This is a genomic window from Halomonas sp. SS10-MC5 (assembly GCF_015992245.1).
Lineage (GTDB): Bacteria > Pseudomonadota > Gammaproteobacteria > Pseudomonadales > Halomonadaceae > Halomonas > Halomonas sulfidoxydans.
The window spans coordinates 2,854,302-2,867,488 of record NZ_CP065435.1 but is presented as its reverse complement, the minus strand read 5'-3'; the positions used below and the strand labels follow the sequence as shown (position 1 = coordinate 2,867,488).

At 66.9% G+C, this 13,187-nt stretch carries 14 protein-coding genes; 6 read left to right on the top strand and 8 right to left on the bottom strand.

Going from position 1 to position 13,187, the window contains the following annotated elements:
- Positions 1 to 4 precede the first annotated feature (4 nt).
- Positions 5 to 1,111 carry a biotin synthase BioB gene (bioB, locus tag I4484_RS13340; protein ID WP_197447764.1) on the bottom strand — a complete coding sequence of 369 codons (1,107 nt, stop codon included), beginning with the start codon at positions 1,109 to 1,111 and terminating at the stop codon, positions 5 to 7.
- A gap of 185 nt (positions 1,112 to 1,296) precedes the next feature.
- Between bioB and I4484_RS13335 the strand changes: the two genes are divergently transcribed.
- Complete coding sequence (locus tag I4484_RS13335) at positions 1,297 to 2,079, top strand: ComF family protein (RefSeq protein ID WP_234283457.1); 783 nt, start codon at positions 1,297 to 1,299, stop codon at positions 2,077 to 2,079.
- Positions 2,080 to 2,132: 53 nt separating this feature from the next.
- Positions 2,133 to 3,119, top strand: coding sequence for a serine/threonine protein kinase (locus I4484_RS13330; protein ID WP_197447763.1), 987 nt, complete (start codon positions 2,133 to 2,135; stop codon positions 3,117 to 3,119).
- 36 nt (positions 3,120 to 3,155) lie between these two features.
- Here I4484_RS13330 and I4484_RS13325 read toward each other — a convergent pair whose 3' ends face one another.
- Positions 3,156 to 3,722: a hypothetical protein gene (locus tag I4484_RS13325; RefSeq protein WP_197447762.1), complete on the bottom strand. Its 567-nt coding sequence runs from the start codon at positions 3,720 to 3,722 to the stop codon at positions 3,156 to 3,158.
- A gap of 268 nt (positions 3,723 to 3,990) precedes the next feature.
- On the opposite strand from I4484_RS13325, the gene folE reads away from it, so the two are divergent.
- The 4 genes from folE (at position 3,991) to I4484_RS13305 (ending at position 6,945) form a co-directional block, all read left to right on the top strand.
- On the top strand, positions 3,991 to 4,548 hold the full coding sequence (gene folE, locus I4484_RS13320) for a GTP cyclohydrolase I FolE (RefSeq protein WP_197447761.1): 558 nt from the start codon (positions 3,991 to 3,993) through the stop codon (positions 4,546 to 4,548).
- Between the two features lie 42 nt (positions 4,549 to 4,590).
- Positions 4,591 to 5,001 (top strand): dihydroneopterin triphosphate 2'-epimerase, encoded by a 411-nt coding sequence (gene folX / locus I4484_RS13315; protein WP_197447760.1) that lies wholly within the window; start codon positions 4,591 to 4,593, stop codon positions 4,999 to 5,001.
- 100 nt (positions 5,002 to 5,101) lie between these two features.
- The gene (locus I4484_RS13310; protein ID WP_197447759.1) at positions 5,102 to 5,419 is read left to right on the top strand and encodes a DUF4190 domain-containing protein; all 318 of its coding nucleotides are present in this window, start codon (positions 5,102 to 5,104) and stop codon (positions 5,417 to 5,419) included.
- 68 nt (positions 5,420 to 5,487) lie between these two features.
- On the top strand, positions 5,488 to 6,945 hold the full coding sequence (locus I4484_RS13305; RefSeq protein ID WP_197447758.1) for an NAD-dependent succinate-semialdehyde dehydrogenase: 1,458 nt from the start codon (positions 5,488 to 5,490) through the stop codon (positions 6,943 to 6,945).
- Between the two features lie 273 nt (positions 6,946 to 7,218).
- On the opposite strand, the gene purH is transcribed toward I4484_RS13305, so the two are convergent.
- The 6 genes from purH to accB form a co-directional block, all read right to left on the bottom strand.
- Complete coding sequence (gene purH / locus I4484_RS13300) at positions 7,219 to 8,799, bottom strand: bifunctional phosphoribosylaminoimidazolecarboxamide formyltransferase/IMP cyclohydrolase (protein WP_197447757.1); 1,581 nt, start codon at positions 8,797 to 8,799, stop codon at positions 7,219 to 7,221.
- A gap of 75 nt (positions 8,800 to 8,874) precedes the next feature.
- Positions 8,875 to 9,213 (bottom strand): DNA-binding transcriptional regulator Fis, encoded by a 339-nt coding sequence (gene fis / locus I4484_RS13295; protein WP_197447756.1) that lies wholly within the window; start codon positions 9,211 to 9,213, stop codon positions 8,875 to 8,877.
- A complete protein-coding gene (dusB, locus tag I4484_RS13290) occupies positions 9,210 to 10,253 on the bottom strand; it encodes a tRNA dihydrouridine synthase DusB (protein WP_197447755.1) in 1,044 nt (347 codons plus the stop codon). Before dusB ends, fis begins: the two co-directional genes overlap by 4 nt.
- Before the next feature lie 69 nt (positions 10,254 to 10,322).
- Positions 10,323 to 11,237 (bottom strand): 50S ribosomal protein L11 methyltransferase, encoded by a 915-nt coding sequence (gene prmA, locus I4484_RS13285; protein ID WP_197447754.1) that lies wholly within the window; start codon positions 11,235 to 11,237, stop codon positions 10,323 to 10,325.
- Positions 11,238 to 11,301: 64 nt separating this feature from the next.
- Positions 11,302 to 12,642, bottom strand: coding sequence for an acetyl-CoA carboxylase biotin carboxylase subunit (accC, locus tag I4484_RS13280; RefSeq protein WP_197447753.1), 1,341 nt, complete (start codon positions 12,640 to 12,642; stop codon positions 11,302 to 11,304).
- A gap of 27 nt (positions 12,643 to 12,669) precedes the next feature.
- On the bottom strand, positions 12,670 to 13,134 hold the full coding sequence (gene accB / locus I4484_RS13275) for an acetyl-CoA carboxylase biotin carboxyl carrier protein (protein ID WP_197447752.1): 465 nt from the start codon (positions 13,132 to 13,134) through the stop codon (positions 12,670 to 12,672).
- Positions 13,135 to 13,187 lie beyond the last annotated feature (53 nt).

The following is a 13,187-nucleotide window of genomic DNA, read 5'->3' as shown; positions in this document are numbered from 1 at the left end:
ACGTTCAGGCCTGTGTGGCGTCGTAGGCCAGCGCGGCGCTGCGGGCCTGCCTCGCCTGACGTGCCAGGGCGTCTTCGAGCGTGGCCTGCTGGCGGTCGTCGTCGCGGCAGGTGTCGCGCCGCTCGGGGTGCAGCCCGAGCTTGTCGAACAGAGCGCGGTCGCGCGTGGCCTGGGGGTTGCCGGTGGTCAGCAGCTTGTCGCCGTAGAAGATGGAGTTGGCCCCGGCGAGGAAGGCCAGCGCCTGGGTCGATTCATCCATCTGCTCGCGGCCGGCGGAGAGGCGGACGTGGCTGGCCGGCATCAGGATGCGAGCCACGGCGATGGCACGCACGAACTCGATGGGGTCGAGATCCTCGACGTCCTCCAGCGGTGTGCCGGGTACCTTGACCAGCATGTTGATCGGCACGGACTCGGGATGCGGATCGAGCCGGGCCAGTTGCTGCAGCAGCGCGGCGCGGTCGCGGGGTGCCTCGCCCATGCCGAGGATGCCGCCGGCACAGACCTTCATCCCCGCCTCGCGTACGTTGGCCAGGGTTTCCAGGCGGTCGGCATAGGTGCGGGTGGTGATGATTTCGCCGTAGTACTCCGGCGAGGTGTCTAGGTTGTGGTTGTAGTAGTCGAGGCCGGCCTCGGCCAGGCGGGCGGCCTGGTCGCCGTCGACCATGCCCAGCGTCATGCAGGTCTCGAGCCCCAGCGCCTTGACCTGGCGGACCATCTCCAGCACCACGCCCAGGTCCTTCTCGCGCGGGCTGCGCCAGGCCGCGCCCATGCAGAAGCGGCTGGCGCCGGCCTCCTGGGCTGCCTTGGCCTGGGCCACCACCTTCTCGATCTCCAGCAGCATCTCCTTGCCCAGCCCGGTGGCGTAGTGGCCCGACTGAGGGCAATACTTGCAGTCCTCCGGACAGGCCCCGGTCTTGATCGAAAGCAGCGTGGAAACCTGAACGGCGTTGGCGTCGAAGTGGTTTCGATGCACCTGCTGGGCGCGGAACAGCAAGTCGTTGAAAGGCAGTTCGAAGAGTGCCTCGATCTCGGCCAGCGACCAGTCATGGCGAATCCTGGTATTGGCGGTGATGGTTTGGCCGTTCGGGCTGGCATTCAGGGTGTCGGACATGGAGGGCTCGTCTCGGTCAACTCGATGGTCCAGTAAGGTTGACTGTGAGCGTACGTGAAAATGTCTGCCTGTCAACCTCATGAGTGCAACAGGTTAACGATAGGCGGGCCGAAAGAGCGGCAAACGTCGCGGTGCCGGGGTGATAAGCTCTTGGGCATTCCGTCACTCGACAAGGACGACCATCGATGGAACCGGAATGGGAGCAAGCGTTGCGAGACGGCCCGACGCCGCCGGTACGCCGGGGCGACTGGCTGCGCTCGCTCTGGCACGGTGTCGATGCCATGCTGCGCCGTGCGTTGCCGGGGCGCTGCGGCTTCTGCCTGGCAGCCGCCGAGCCGGAGCGCCCCTGGTGTGCGGCCTGCTTCGAGGCGCTGCCGTGGAACCTGCCGGCCTGCCCCGGCTGTGCCGAGCCGCAACCGCCGGGGTCGCTCTCGGACAGGCGCTGCGGCCACTGCCTGACCCGCCCGCCGCTGTTCGTACGTTCGCGGGTGCCGCTGCGCTACGAGGATGAAGTGGCCAGGTTGATGCAGCGCTTCAAGTTTCACGCCTCGCCGCGGGCCGGCACCGTGCTGCTCGAGCTGCTCGAACTCGGCCTGCCGCCGGGGGCTCTGGCCTGGCCCCAAGTGCTGATCCCGGTGCCGCTGCACCCCCGGCGGGCGCGAGAGCGTGGCTTCGACCAGGCCGATTGGCTGGCCCGACGCCTGGCGACACGTCATGGCCTGGTGCTGGCGCGTGCACGGCGGTGCCAAGCCACCCGCTCGCAGCGCGGGCTCGATCGCGCCGAGCGCTACCGCAACCTGCGCGGCGGCTTCGAGGTAAGAGGCCCGCTGCCGCCGCGCGTGGCGCTGCTCGACGACGTCATGACCACCGGCGCGACCCTGGACGCCTTGGCGCAAGCCTGCCTGTCCGCCGGCGCGTGCGAGGTGGAGGCGTGGTCGGTGGCCCGCACCCCGCTACGGGGTGAGTGATTCCCCGTCGCGCAGGCTGTTACCATGAAGGCTCCCATTTGCCGGTGACCCCCATGCACAGCACGCCACATCCCTTCGCGGCACTCTCGCCGGCCCGCGTCGTGTCGGCCATCGAGTCCCTCGGCTTCTGGCTGCCGGGCGAGCCGTTCGCCCTGAACAGTTACGAGAACCGGGTCTTCCTGCTCTACGATGACGAGGGGCGCCGCTGGGTGGCCAAGTTCTACCGTCCCGGGCGATGGAGCGACGCCCAGATCCAGGAGGAGCACGATTTCCTGGATGTGCTGGCCGCGGAGGGTGTCGCCGTGGCCCCGCCCTGGCGTGATGACGCCGGACGTAGCCTGCACCATGTCGAGGGCTTCCGCCTCGCCCTGTTTCCGCAGCTGCCGGGCCAGGCCCCGGAGCTCGAGAACCCTGCCCACCTGTTTGCCCTGGGCGAGCTGATCGGTGCCGTGCATGCCGTGGGTGAGCGTGCCGACTTCGAGCATCGGGTCCGGCTCGACCTGGATGGCATGGTGAACGAGGCGCGCATGCGCGTGCTGGCGGCGCCCTGGCTGGACCGGCGCCAGCGCCACGCCTATGCCGGGGTCGCCGAGGCGCTGCATGCGGCGCTGCAGGCCCATGCCTGGACGCCTGCACAGGCGATCCGAGTGCAGGGCGACTGCCACATCGGCAACCTGCTCGGTCGCGACGACACCTTTGCCCTGGTCGACTTCGACGATGCCATGATGGCGCCGGCGGTGCAGGACCTGTGGATGTTCCTCACCGCCGAACATGAGGCGGAGTGGCACATGCAGCTGTCGGAAGTGCTGGAGGGCTATGAACAGCATCGTGAGTTCGATCGCCGCGAGCTGGCGCTCATCGAGCCATTGCGCACGCTGCGCCTGATGCGCCACAGCGCCTGGTTGGTGGCGCGCTGGGACGACCCGGCCTTCCCCCAGGCGTTTCCCTGGGTGACCGATGGCGGCTATTGGGATGCGCACATTCGCCAGCTGGAACAGCAGCGCCTGGTGCTTGGCCAGGCGCCGCGCTGGCTGGCGTGAAAGGCGCGCCCCGACGAGGAGGCGCGGGCCGGGAGATCAGTCGCTGTCGGGGTCGGGGCGCTCGGCAGGGATGGGGTTGGCGACGCCGGCGCCGTCGGACTGGCGGCGCTGCTCGTTGATACGCGCAGAGGGGTTGTCCTGCTCCTCGATCTCCAGCTGGCTGGCCAGCTGGAGATGAAAGACGTGATCGCTTGCGAGTTCGCAGCGCCCGGCGTCGCATACGGCCAGCCCGTAGCTGCCGTCGCTGTCGTACGCGGCCGCGGAAATCTCGCCGTTGTAGATGTCGCTGTCGCCGCCTTCGGTCTCGACGCAAGTCAGCGCCTTGGCGGCAATGCGCAGGCGATCACCGTCCTGTCGCGCATCACCCACCACGACGCAGTACTCGGGGAGCTCATGGGTGGTACCGTCCTGGCCGCCGACGGGGCGCAGCAGAATGTCGTCGCGGCGCCCGCTATCGCCATCCAGGATGAGATCATCGATGACCTGTACGGCGACAATGGCGTCCCCGGGCACGGAAAGGCTGTTGGCCGAGGCATTCAGGGGCAGGAGGAGCAGTAGGGCCAGTCCGCTGACTGACAGTATCGCGTCTGGAATCTTGGTCATATCGGCTCTCGGGGGACCAGGCTGCGGGTATCGGCGGTACTCGAAGGCCAGCATGTTACCACAGCCACCGAGGCGGAGCAGTGTCACGAATGTCGCAGGGGGTCGTTTTCAGGCATACCGCCTGCGGCAAGCCTTCGGTTACGGTAGAATAGCGTCGAGAGGCGCAAAAAGCTGTACAAGGTGTGCGCGCGCGCATAGTCCTTGTATGATTCAACGACGATGGCCGGGCCATCACCAGACGAACGGTATCCAGTCGCAGGGCCTGACCATGAACGAAGAGCTTGCCAACTACTACCGCCAGATCATTCTCGAGCTGGGCGAGGACCCGGAACGAGAAGGCCTGCGCGATACGCCGAAGCGCGCCGCCAAGGCGATGCAGTTTCTCACTCGCGGCTACTCCCAAACCCTCGAGGAGATCATCAACGGCGCAGTCTTCCAGAGCGAGACCGACGAGATGGTGCTGGTCAAGGACATCGAGCTCTACTCGATGTGCGAGCACCACCTGCTGCCCTTCATCGGCAAGTGCCACATCGCCTACCTGCCCAGTGGCAAGGTGCTGGGGCTCTCCAAGTTTGCGCGTATCGTCGACATGTACGCCCGCCGCATGCAGATCCAGGAAAACCTGACGCGCCAGATCGCCGAGGCCGTGCAGCGTGTGACCGGCGCGCGTGGCGTAGCGGTGGTGATCGAGGCGCGGCACCTGTGCATGATGATGCGCGGCGTGGAGAAACAGAATTCCAGCATGACCTCTTCCGTGATGCTGGGGGCTTTCCGCGAAAACCAGCCCACCCGGCAGGAGTTTCTTACCTTGGTCAACGGCCGCTGACTGGGCGCCCCGCCCACGGCCGTTCTTGCCCGGAGTTTCGCCATGACGCTGCATGCCCTGGACGACCAGCATCTCGATCACGACCTGGCCACGATTCGCATCAAGAACCTGCGCTTGCGAACGTTCATCGGCATCAAGGAGGAAGAGATCCAGAATCGCCAGGATGTGGTGGTCAACGCCGTGATCCGCTATCGGGCCGACAAGGCCGTCGCCTTCAACCTCATCGAACAGGCGCTCAACTATCGCACCATCTGCAAGCAGGTGATCGCGCTGGTGGAGGAGGGCCGCTTCCTGCTGCTGGAACGCATGACGCGAGAGGTTCTCGACCTGATCATGAGCCACGAGCAGGTCCTAACGGCGCAGGTCGAGATCGACAAGCCGCATGCGCTGCGTTTCGCCGACTCGGTTTCCGTCACGCTCTCGGCCAGTCGAGAGCCGCGCCGGAGCCGCTGAGGTCGCCGTGTCCTGCAGGTGATGGTCCGGGTTTGGCGGCAGCGGGGCTTTGCGCTTAGCATGAAGGGTCCATTGCCGAGCCGACAGGGAGAGAAACCCGTTGAAACGCGACACCCCGTCCCGCGATTCGCCACGGCAACGCCATGCGCCATGGGCCATGACGGCCATCGTCTTGGCGCTCGTCGCCCTGTTGTTCCAGGGCAGCCTGCTGCCTCTGAATCTTGCCGCCGCCATCTTCGCCGTAATGGGCCTGCGCCAGGTCCATCGCCAGCCGGAACGCTACATCGGCCGTGCACTGTGCTGGATTGCCATCGCGCTGGTCCTGATCCTTGCCATACTTAACGCGATGCTTCAGCCGCCCGTACAGGATGACATTTCCGAGAACGTGCCCGAGCAGCGCAGCACCGAGACCCGGTAACAGGGGCAGGGCGTGGCACGCACACACTTACCCTCGGTAGAGGCCCCGCTGAGGCCAGGAGAGACAACATGGAAGCCCTCAAGGAAACACAGCTCTATTGCCCTTTCGCCTACATTGACGGCAGCTGGGTCGCCGCCGACAGCGGCGAGCAGATCGAGGTCGTCAATCCGGCGACCGGAGAGACCTTCGGCACCGTGCCGCGCCTGGGGCGTGCCGAGACCGAGCGCGCCATCGCCGCTGCCGATGCGGCGTTGATAGGCTGGCGAGCGCTCACCGCCCAGGAGCGCGCCGACATCCTGATGAAGTGGCATGACCTGATGTTCGAGCATCAGGACGACCTGGCGATGATCATGACCCACGAGCAGGGCAAGCCGCTCAAGGAGGCGGCCGGCGAGATCGCCTATGCGGCAAGCTTCATCCGCTGGTTCGCCGAGGAGGCGCGGCGCATCTACGGCGAGACCATTCCCGCCGCCAAGCCCAACCAGCGTATCGTGGTCACCAAGCAGCCGGTGGGCGTGGTCGGCGCCATCACGCCGTGGAACTTCCCGGCGGCGATGATCACGCGCAAGGCCGGCGCAGCGCTGGCGGCGGGCTGCACCATCGTCATCAAGCCGGCCAGCCAGACGCCGTTCTCGGCCACGGCGCTGGCGCTGTTGGCCGAGCGCGCCGGCGTGCCGCGCGGCGTGTTCAACGTGGTGCCGGGGCGGGCAGGCGAAATCGCCGCGGCCATGACCGAGTCGCCGCTGGTGCGCAAGATCACCTTCACCGGCTCCACCGAGGTGGGGCGCGAGCTGATGTCGCGGGCCTCCCAGCACATCCAGAAGATCTCGCTGGAGCTGGGCGGCAACGCCCCGTTCATCGTCTTCGAGGATGCCGATCTGGATGCCGCGGTGGAGGGCGCCATGGCGGCCAAGTTCCGCAATGCCGGCCAGACCTGCATCTGCACCAACCGCTTCCTGGTCCAGTCCAGCGTGGTCAACGCCTTCTGCGAGAAACTGGCCGTGGCGATGAACAGCGAGTTGAAAGTGGGCGACGGTACCGAGCCCGACATCAACATCGGCCCGCTGATCGACGGCAACGCGGTGACCAAGGTCAGCGAGCACGTGCACGATGCCGTCGACAAGGGGGCCGAGCTACTGCTGGGTGGCCACCCCCATCCGCTGGGCGGCAACTTCTTCACCCCGACGCTGATCAGCTTCGCCAACAGTGACATGAAGGTGGCCCAGGAGGAGACCTTCGGCCCGCTGGCGGCGGTGTTCCCCTTCGAGGACGAGGAGGATGCCGTACAGATGGCCAACGACACCCAGTACGGGCTTGCCTCCTACTTCTACTCCCGCGACCTGGGCCGGGTATGGCGCGTCGCCGACGCCCTGGAGTACGGCATGGTGGGCATCAACACCGGGCTGATCTCCAACACCGCGGCGCCGTTCGGCGGCGTCAAGGCCTCGGGGCTTGGCCGCGAGGGCGGCCATCAGGGCATCGAGGAGTTTCTCGAAACCAAGTACCTCTGCATCGATCTTGGTTAATAGACGGACTGCACTTGCGACGTTTCGCTGAGCTTCATAATGGTGCGGTTGATCGCAACGATGAGCGGCGCCGGGGGCAGGTCGAAGCGGAGGTCTTTTTCCAGGAAAGGAGAAAGTAGCGCCCAAGGATGGGTTCACAGCGCCTTCGCGCAGGCCTGTCGCCGGAGAGTCGCGACGTGTGACTGTCAATGTCCGCTATACGAGAAGCCCTCATCAACAGGATTGATGAGGGCTTTATTTTGTGCGGCCAAGTATGTCTGACCGAGATCGTCTTTAATGCCTGAAGTGGCGCATGCCGGTAAAGACCATGGCAATGCCCGCCTCGTTGGCGGCGTCGATCACTTCCTGGTCGCGCATGGAGCCGCCGGGCTGGATCACCGCGGTGATGCCGGCCGCCGCCGCGGCGTCGATGCCGTCGCGGAAGGGGAAGAAGGCATCCGAGGCCATCACCGAGCCGGGTACCGAGAGGTTTTCATCGGCAGCCTTGATGCCGGCGATCTTGGCCGAGTAGACGCGGCTCATCTGGCCGGCACCGACGCCGATGGTCTGACCGTCCTTGGCGTAGACGATGGCATTGGACTTGACGTACTTGGCGACCTTCCAGGCGAACGCCAGGTCGCGCATCTCCTGTTCGCTGGGCACGCGCTCGGTGACCACGGTCAGTTCGTCGCGACCGACCATGCCGAGGTCGCGGTCCTGTACCAGCAGGCCGCCGGTAACGCGCTTGAAGTCGTGGGCGTGCTCGCGCTCGCCGGGCCAGTTGTCACCGACGTCGAGCAGGCGCACGTTCTGCTTCTCGGCGACGATGGCGACGGCGTCCTCCTCGACCCCCGGGGCGATGATCACCTCGACGAACTGGCGGTCGATGATGGCGCGGGCGGTGTCGGCGTCCAGCGGCCGGTTGAAGGCGATGATGCCGCCGAAGGCGCTGGTGGGGTCGGTGGCGAACGCCTTGTCGTAGGCGTCGCGCGGCGTCGTCCCGACCGCCACGCCGCAGGGGTTGGCGTGCTTGACGATCACGCAGGCGGTGTCGGTGAAGCTCTTGACGCACTCGAAGGCGGCATCGGTGTCGGCGACGTTGTTGAACGACAGTGCCTTGCCTTGCAGCTGGCGGGCGGTGGCGACGCTGGCCTCGCTGGCATCGGCCTCGACGTAGAAGGCCGCGCCCTGGTGCGGGTTCTCGCCGTAGCGCATAGCCTGCTTCTTGACGAACTGGACATTGTAGGTGCGCGGGAAGCCGTCCTCGCCGCCGGGCACCCGCTGGCCCAGGTAGTCGGCGATGGCGGCGTCGTAGCCGGCGGTGTGCTCGAAGGCCTTCACTGCCAGATCGAAGCGCGTGGCGTCGCTCACCGCGCCGCCCTGGGCAGCGATCTCCTCGAGCACCCGCGGGTAGTCGCCTGCATCCACCACGATGGTGGTGTAGGCATGGTTCTTGGCGCAGGCCCGCACCATGGTCGGGCCGCCGATGTCGATGTTCTCGATGGCATCGGCAAGGGTGCAGTCCGGTTTGGCCACGGTCTGGGCGAAGGGGTAGAGGTTGACCACCACCATGTCGATGGGCGCGATACCGTGCTCGGTCATGACCGCGTCGTCCTGGCCGCGACGCCCCAGGATGCCGCCATGGATCTTCGGATGCAGCGTCTTGACGCGTCCGTCCATGATCTCGGGGAAGCCGGTGTGTTCGGATACCTCGGTGACGGCGATGCCGTTCTCCTGCAGCAGGCGGAAGGTGCCGCCCGTGGAGAGCAGTTCGACACCATGCCCGGACAGGCCGCGGGCGAAGTCGACGATGCCGGTCTTGTCGGAAACGCTGATCAGCGCGCGGCGTACCGGGGTGGGGGAGGCTTGGGCCATGGTGGGGTGCAACTCTATGGAGTGGGTTAAGGTAAGCCGGCTCGGGCAGCGGCTGGCCACCCGCGCCGACCGGGTTCAGATCAGGTCATGCTGCTTGAGCTTCTTGCGCAGCGTGCCGCGGTTGAGGCCCAGCATCTCGGCGGCGCGGGTCTGGTTGCCCTGGGTGTATTCGAGCACGCTGGCCAGCAGGGGCGCCTCGACCTCGGCCATCACCATGGCGTAGAGGTCGGTCACGGTGCCGCCATCGAGGTGGTCGAAATAGCGTCGCATGGCGGCGTCCACGGCTTCGCGCAGCGGCTGCTCCGCCAGCGTGGCCGGTGGCAGGGCGGGGCTGTCGAGCTCCGGCAGGCCTGCGCAGGAGCTGGCTTCGAGGCCTGGCAGATCGGCATTGCGATTGAAGGCGTCACGATTCATGCGGCACTGATTCCATTCGCTGCCCGGCGGAGGAGGGCCTCACTCTCCGGGCGAAAGAGGACGTCGATGAAGTCATACTGTTCGTCAGGCTGCTCCAGGGCGTTGAAGGCTGCCCGCAGCTCGCGCTGCCGGTCGGCGTCGAAACGACCGTCGCCGGCGAGATACCAGCCGAGATGCTTGCGCGCGATGCGCACGCCCATGTAATCGCCATAGAAGGCATGCAGGGCATGCAGGTGCCCGCGCAGGACATCGGCCCTCTCGTCCGGATCGGGGGGCGGGCAGTGGCGTCCATGGCGCAGGTAGTGGTCGATCTCGCGAAAGATCCATGGGTTGCCCTGGGCGCCGCGACCGACCATCACCGCATCCGCACCAGTATAGTCCAGAACCTGGGCGGCCTTGCGTGGAGAGTCGATATCGCCGTTGGCGAATACCGGAATGCGCACGGCCTGCTTGATCGCGGCGATGGTGTCGTACTCGGCCTGCCCCTGGTAGCGCTGCTGGCGGTGACGACCGTGGACCGCCAGCGCCTGGATGCCGGCGGCTTCCGCCAGGCGCGCCACGCGCACGCCGTTGTTGCTCTCGGCGCACCAGCCGGTGCGGATCTTCAGCGTCACCGGCACTTCGACCGCGGCCACTACCGCCTCGAGGATTTCCGCCACCAGGGCCTCGTCACGCAGTAGCGCCGATCCGGCGGCCTTGTTGCAAACCTTCTTGGCCGGGCAGCCCATGTTGATGTCGATGATCTCGGCGCCCTGCCCGGCGTTGAGGCGGGCCGCCTCGGCCAGCATGGTGGCGTCACCGCCGGCGATCTGCACGGCACGGGGGCCGGGTTCGCCGCGATGGTCCATGCGCTGGCGCGACTTGCGCGTGTGCCACAGCGCCGGATCCGAGGTGACCATTTCGCCCACCACCAGACCCGCGCCCAGCCGGCGGCAGAGCTGGCGGAAGGGGCGGTCGGTCACGCCGGCCATGGGCGCCAGGATGACGCGGTTGGGCAGGCGGTGTCGGCCGATCTGGGGCAACGGGCGGCTATCGGGCATGAGACGGATCAACGAGTTCGGGGCTGCATATCATACGCCCCCGGAGGGGCGGGGTGAAGGTGGCGGTTGTCAGGCCGGGCGCTGTCCGCTGAGCCTGACCCAACCCTCGCGAACCTGCGGCTCGTCCATCCTCAGGCCCTCGCCGCGATAGGCATCGAGCACCTCGTCGGCCTGGCTTTCGAGAATGCCCGACAGTGCCACTTTTCCGCCGGGTGCGACATGCCCGGCGATGGTCGGGGCCAGCTCCACCAGGGGGCCGGCCAGGATGTTGGCGACCACCAGGGGAAAGCGGCGTCCAGAGGCGAGCTGCTCGGGATAGCAAAGCGTGAGTTCATGCTCGGTAACGTCGTTGCGTATGGCATTGTCGCGGCTCGCCTGCAGGGCCTGGGGGTCGATGTCGGTGCCGGTGGCCGTTGTCGCGCCCAGCTTGAGCGCGGCGATGGCCAGGATGCCGGAACCGCAGCCCACGTCCAGCACCTCGACGCCGTCGAGCTTTCCCGCCAGCGCCAGGGCGTCGAGCCATTCGAGGCACAGCGCCGTGGTGGGGTGGGTGCCGGTGCCGAAGGCCAGGCCCGGGTCCAGGTGCAGGTTGACGGCGTCCAGGTCCGGCGGCTCGTGCCAGCTGGGCACGATCCACAGCCGCTGGCCCATGCGCAGCGGTTGGAAGTCCTCCATCCACTCGCGCTCCCAGTCGCGATCGGCGAGCAGTTCGTGCTCGATGACCGGGCAGGGGTCGTCGGGCATGGTCTCGGCCCAGGCCGCGGCGAGGCGCTCGAGCATCGCCTCGAGGCCCTCGAGGTCGTCGTACAGGCCGGTCAACACCGTCTCGTTCCACAGCGGCGTGGTGCCGCGTTCGGGCTCGAATACCGGGTCGTCGTGGGCATCCTGGAGGGTAATGGCGGTGGCGCCTTCGGCCAGCAGCAGTTCCTCGAGCCGTTCGGCCTGCTCCGGGGCGATGCGGGCCTTGAGTTGCAGCCAGGGCATGGGGGTCTCCGTGCGTAACGCAGGCGGGGTGGCCGTGGCCACCCCGCCGGGAGCGAACGTCGGCTCAGGAGCCGAGCTTCTTCTCCAGGTAGTGGATGTTGACGCCGCCCTGTTGGAAGTGGCCGTCGCGGACCAGGTCCTTGTGCAGGTCGGTATTGGTCTTGATACCTTCCACCAGCAGCTCGTCGAGACCGTTGCGCATGCGCGTCAGCGCGATCTCTCGGCTATCGCCCCAGGTGATCAGCTTACCGATCAGCGAGTCGTAGTGGGGCGGCACGGTATAGCCGGTGTAGAGATGCGAATCCATGCGCACGCCCAGCCCGCCCGGCGGATGATAGAGCGTGACCTTGCCGGGGGAGGGCATGAAGGTGCGCGGGTCCTCGGCGTTGATGCGGCACTCGAAGGCGTGACCGTTGAGCTTGACGTCCTCCTGGCGGATCGACAGCGGCAGTCCCGAGGCGATGCGCAGCTGCTCGCGAACGATGTCCACGCCGGTCACCATCTCGGTGACGGGATGCTCCACCTGCACTCGGGTGTTCATCTCGATGAAGAAGAACTGGCCGTCCTCGTAGAGGAACTCGAAGGTACCGGCGCCGCGATAGTCGATCTCGATGCAGGCCTGACGGCATGCCTCGAGCACCTTGGCCCGGGCCTCGGGATCGATGCCGGGGGCGGGGGCCTCTTCCAACACCTTCTGGTGGCGCCGTTGCAGCGAGCAGTCGCGGTCGTACAGGTGGATGGCGTTGCCCTGGCCGTCGGCCAGCACCTGGACCTCGACGTGACGCGGCCGCTCGAGGAACTTCTCCATGTAGACCGTGCCGTCGCCGAAGGCGGCATGCGCCTCGGTGCGGGTCACGTTGATCGCCGACAGCAGGTGTCCCTCGGTGTGCACCACACGCATGCCGCGCCCGCCGCCGCCGGCAGCGGCCTTGATGATCACCGGGTAGCCGATGCGCCGGGCGATGGTGACGTTGTCGCCTTCGTCGTCGCCCAGCGGGCCGTCCGAGCCGGGAACCGTGGGCACGCCGGCCTTCTTCATGGCCTCGATGGCGCTGACCTTGTCGCCCATCAGGCGGATGGTCTCGGCGCGTGGGCCAATGAACACGAACCCGGAGCGCTCCACCTGTTCGGCAAAGTTGGCGTTCTCGGAGAGAAAGCCGTAGCCGGGGTGAATGGCGCTCGAATCGGTGACTTCGGCGGCGCTGATCAGCGCCGGGATGTTGAGGTAGGACTGCGCCGAAGAGGCCGGCCCGATACACACGGCCTCGTCGGCCAGGCGCACGTGCATCAGTTCACGGTCGGCCTTGGAGTGCACCGCGACCGTCTTGATGCCCAGTTCCTTGCAGGCGCGCAGGATTCGCAGAGCGATCTCGCCGCGATTGGCGATGAGAACCTTGTCCAGCATAGGGAGTCCGCCAGTGTCGGTGAATGATCAGGAAATGACGAGCATCGGCTGGTCGAACTCGACCGGCTCGCCGTCCTCGACCAGGATTGCCTCGATCACGCCGTCACGGTCGGCTTCGATCTGGTTCATCATCTTCATCGCTTCGACGATGCACACGGTCTCGCCCTTCTTGACGCTCTGGCCCACTTCGACGAAGGGCTTCGAGCCCGGCGCCGGGCTGCGGTAGAAGGTGCCGACCATCGGCGAGGTCAGGGCGTGGCCCTGGTAGCTGGCGGCGGGGGCCTCTTCGGCGGGTCCGGCGGCGGGAGCCGGTGCGGCCGGGCTGGGCGCCGCCTGTGGCGCGGCATACTGCGGCAGGGGCGCCTGGGGCCAGCTGACGCCGTTGGGGTGGCGGCTGATACGCACCGATTCCTCGCCTTCCTGAATCTCGATTTCGCTGATATTGGATTCTTCCAGCAGCTCGATCAGTTTCTTGACCTTACGGATATCCATGTTGAGTCTCGACCGGTGAGTAAATGGCGATGGGCGAGGGCGCTGTCAACCCA

Bases quoted from the DNA above. Each gene is read 5' to 3' on its own strand.
- I4484_RS13325 (WP_197447762.1), bottom strand. From the start codon at position 3,722: ATGACCAAGATTCCAGACGCGATACTGTCAGTCAGCGGACTGGCCCTA.
- bioB (WP_197447764.1), bottom strand. From the start codon at position 1,111: ATGTCCGACACCCTGAATGCCAGCCCGAACGGCCAAACCATCACCGCC.
- accB (WP_197447752.1), bottom strand. From the start codon at position 13,134: ATGGATATCCGTAAGGTCAAGAAACTGATCGAGCTGCTGGAAGAATCC.
- prmA (WP_197447754.1), bottom strand. From the start codon at position 11,237: ATGCCCTGGCTGCAACTCAAGGCCCGCATCGCCCCGGAGCAGGCCGAA.
- I4484_RS13330 (WP_197447763.1), top strand. From the start codon at position 2,133: ATGCACAGCACGCCACATCCCTTCGCGGCACTCTCGCCGGCCCGCGTC.
- folE (WP_197447761.1), top strand. From the start codon at position 3,991: ATGAACGAAGAGCTTGCCAACTACTACCGCCAGATCATTCTCGAGCTG.
- purH (WP_197447757.1), bottom strand. From the start codon at position 8,799: ATGGCCCAAGCCTCCCCCACCCCGGTACGCCGCGCGCTGATCAGCGTT.
- I4484_RS13335 (WP_234283457.1), top strand. From the start codon at position 1,297: ATGGAACCGGAATGGGAGCAAGCGTTGCGAGACGGCCCGACGCCGCCG.
- I4484_RS13305 (WP_197447758.1), top strand. From the start codon at position 5,488: ATGGAAGCCCTCAAGGAAACACAGCTCTATTGCCCTTTCGCCTACATT.
- dusB (WP_197447755.1), bottom strand. From the start codon at position 10,253: ATGCCCGATAGCCGCCCGTTGCCCCAGATCGGCCGACACCGCCTGCCC.
- folX (WP_197447760.1), top strand. From the start codon at position 4,591: ATGACGCTGCATGCCCTGGACGACCAGCATCTCGATCACGACCTGGCC.
- accC (WP_197447753.1), bottom strand. From the start codon at position 12,642: ATGCTGGACAAGGTTCTCATCGCCAATCGCGGCGAGATCGCTCTGCGA.
- fis (WP_197447756.1), bottom strand. From the start codon at position 9,213: ATGAATCGTGACGCCTTCAATCGCAATGCCGATCTGCCAGGCCTCGAA.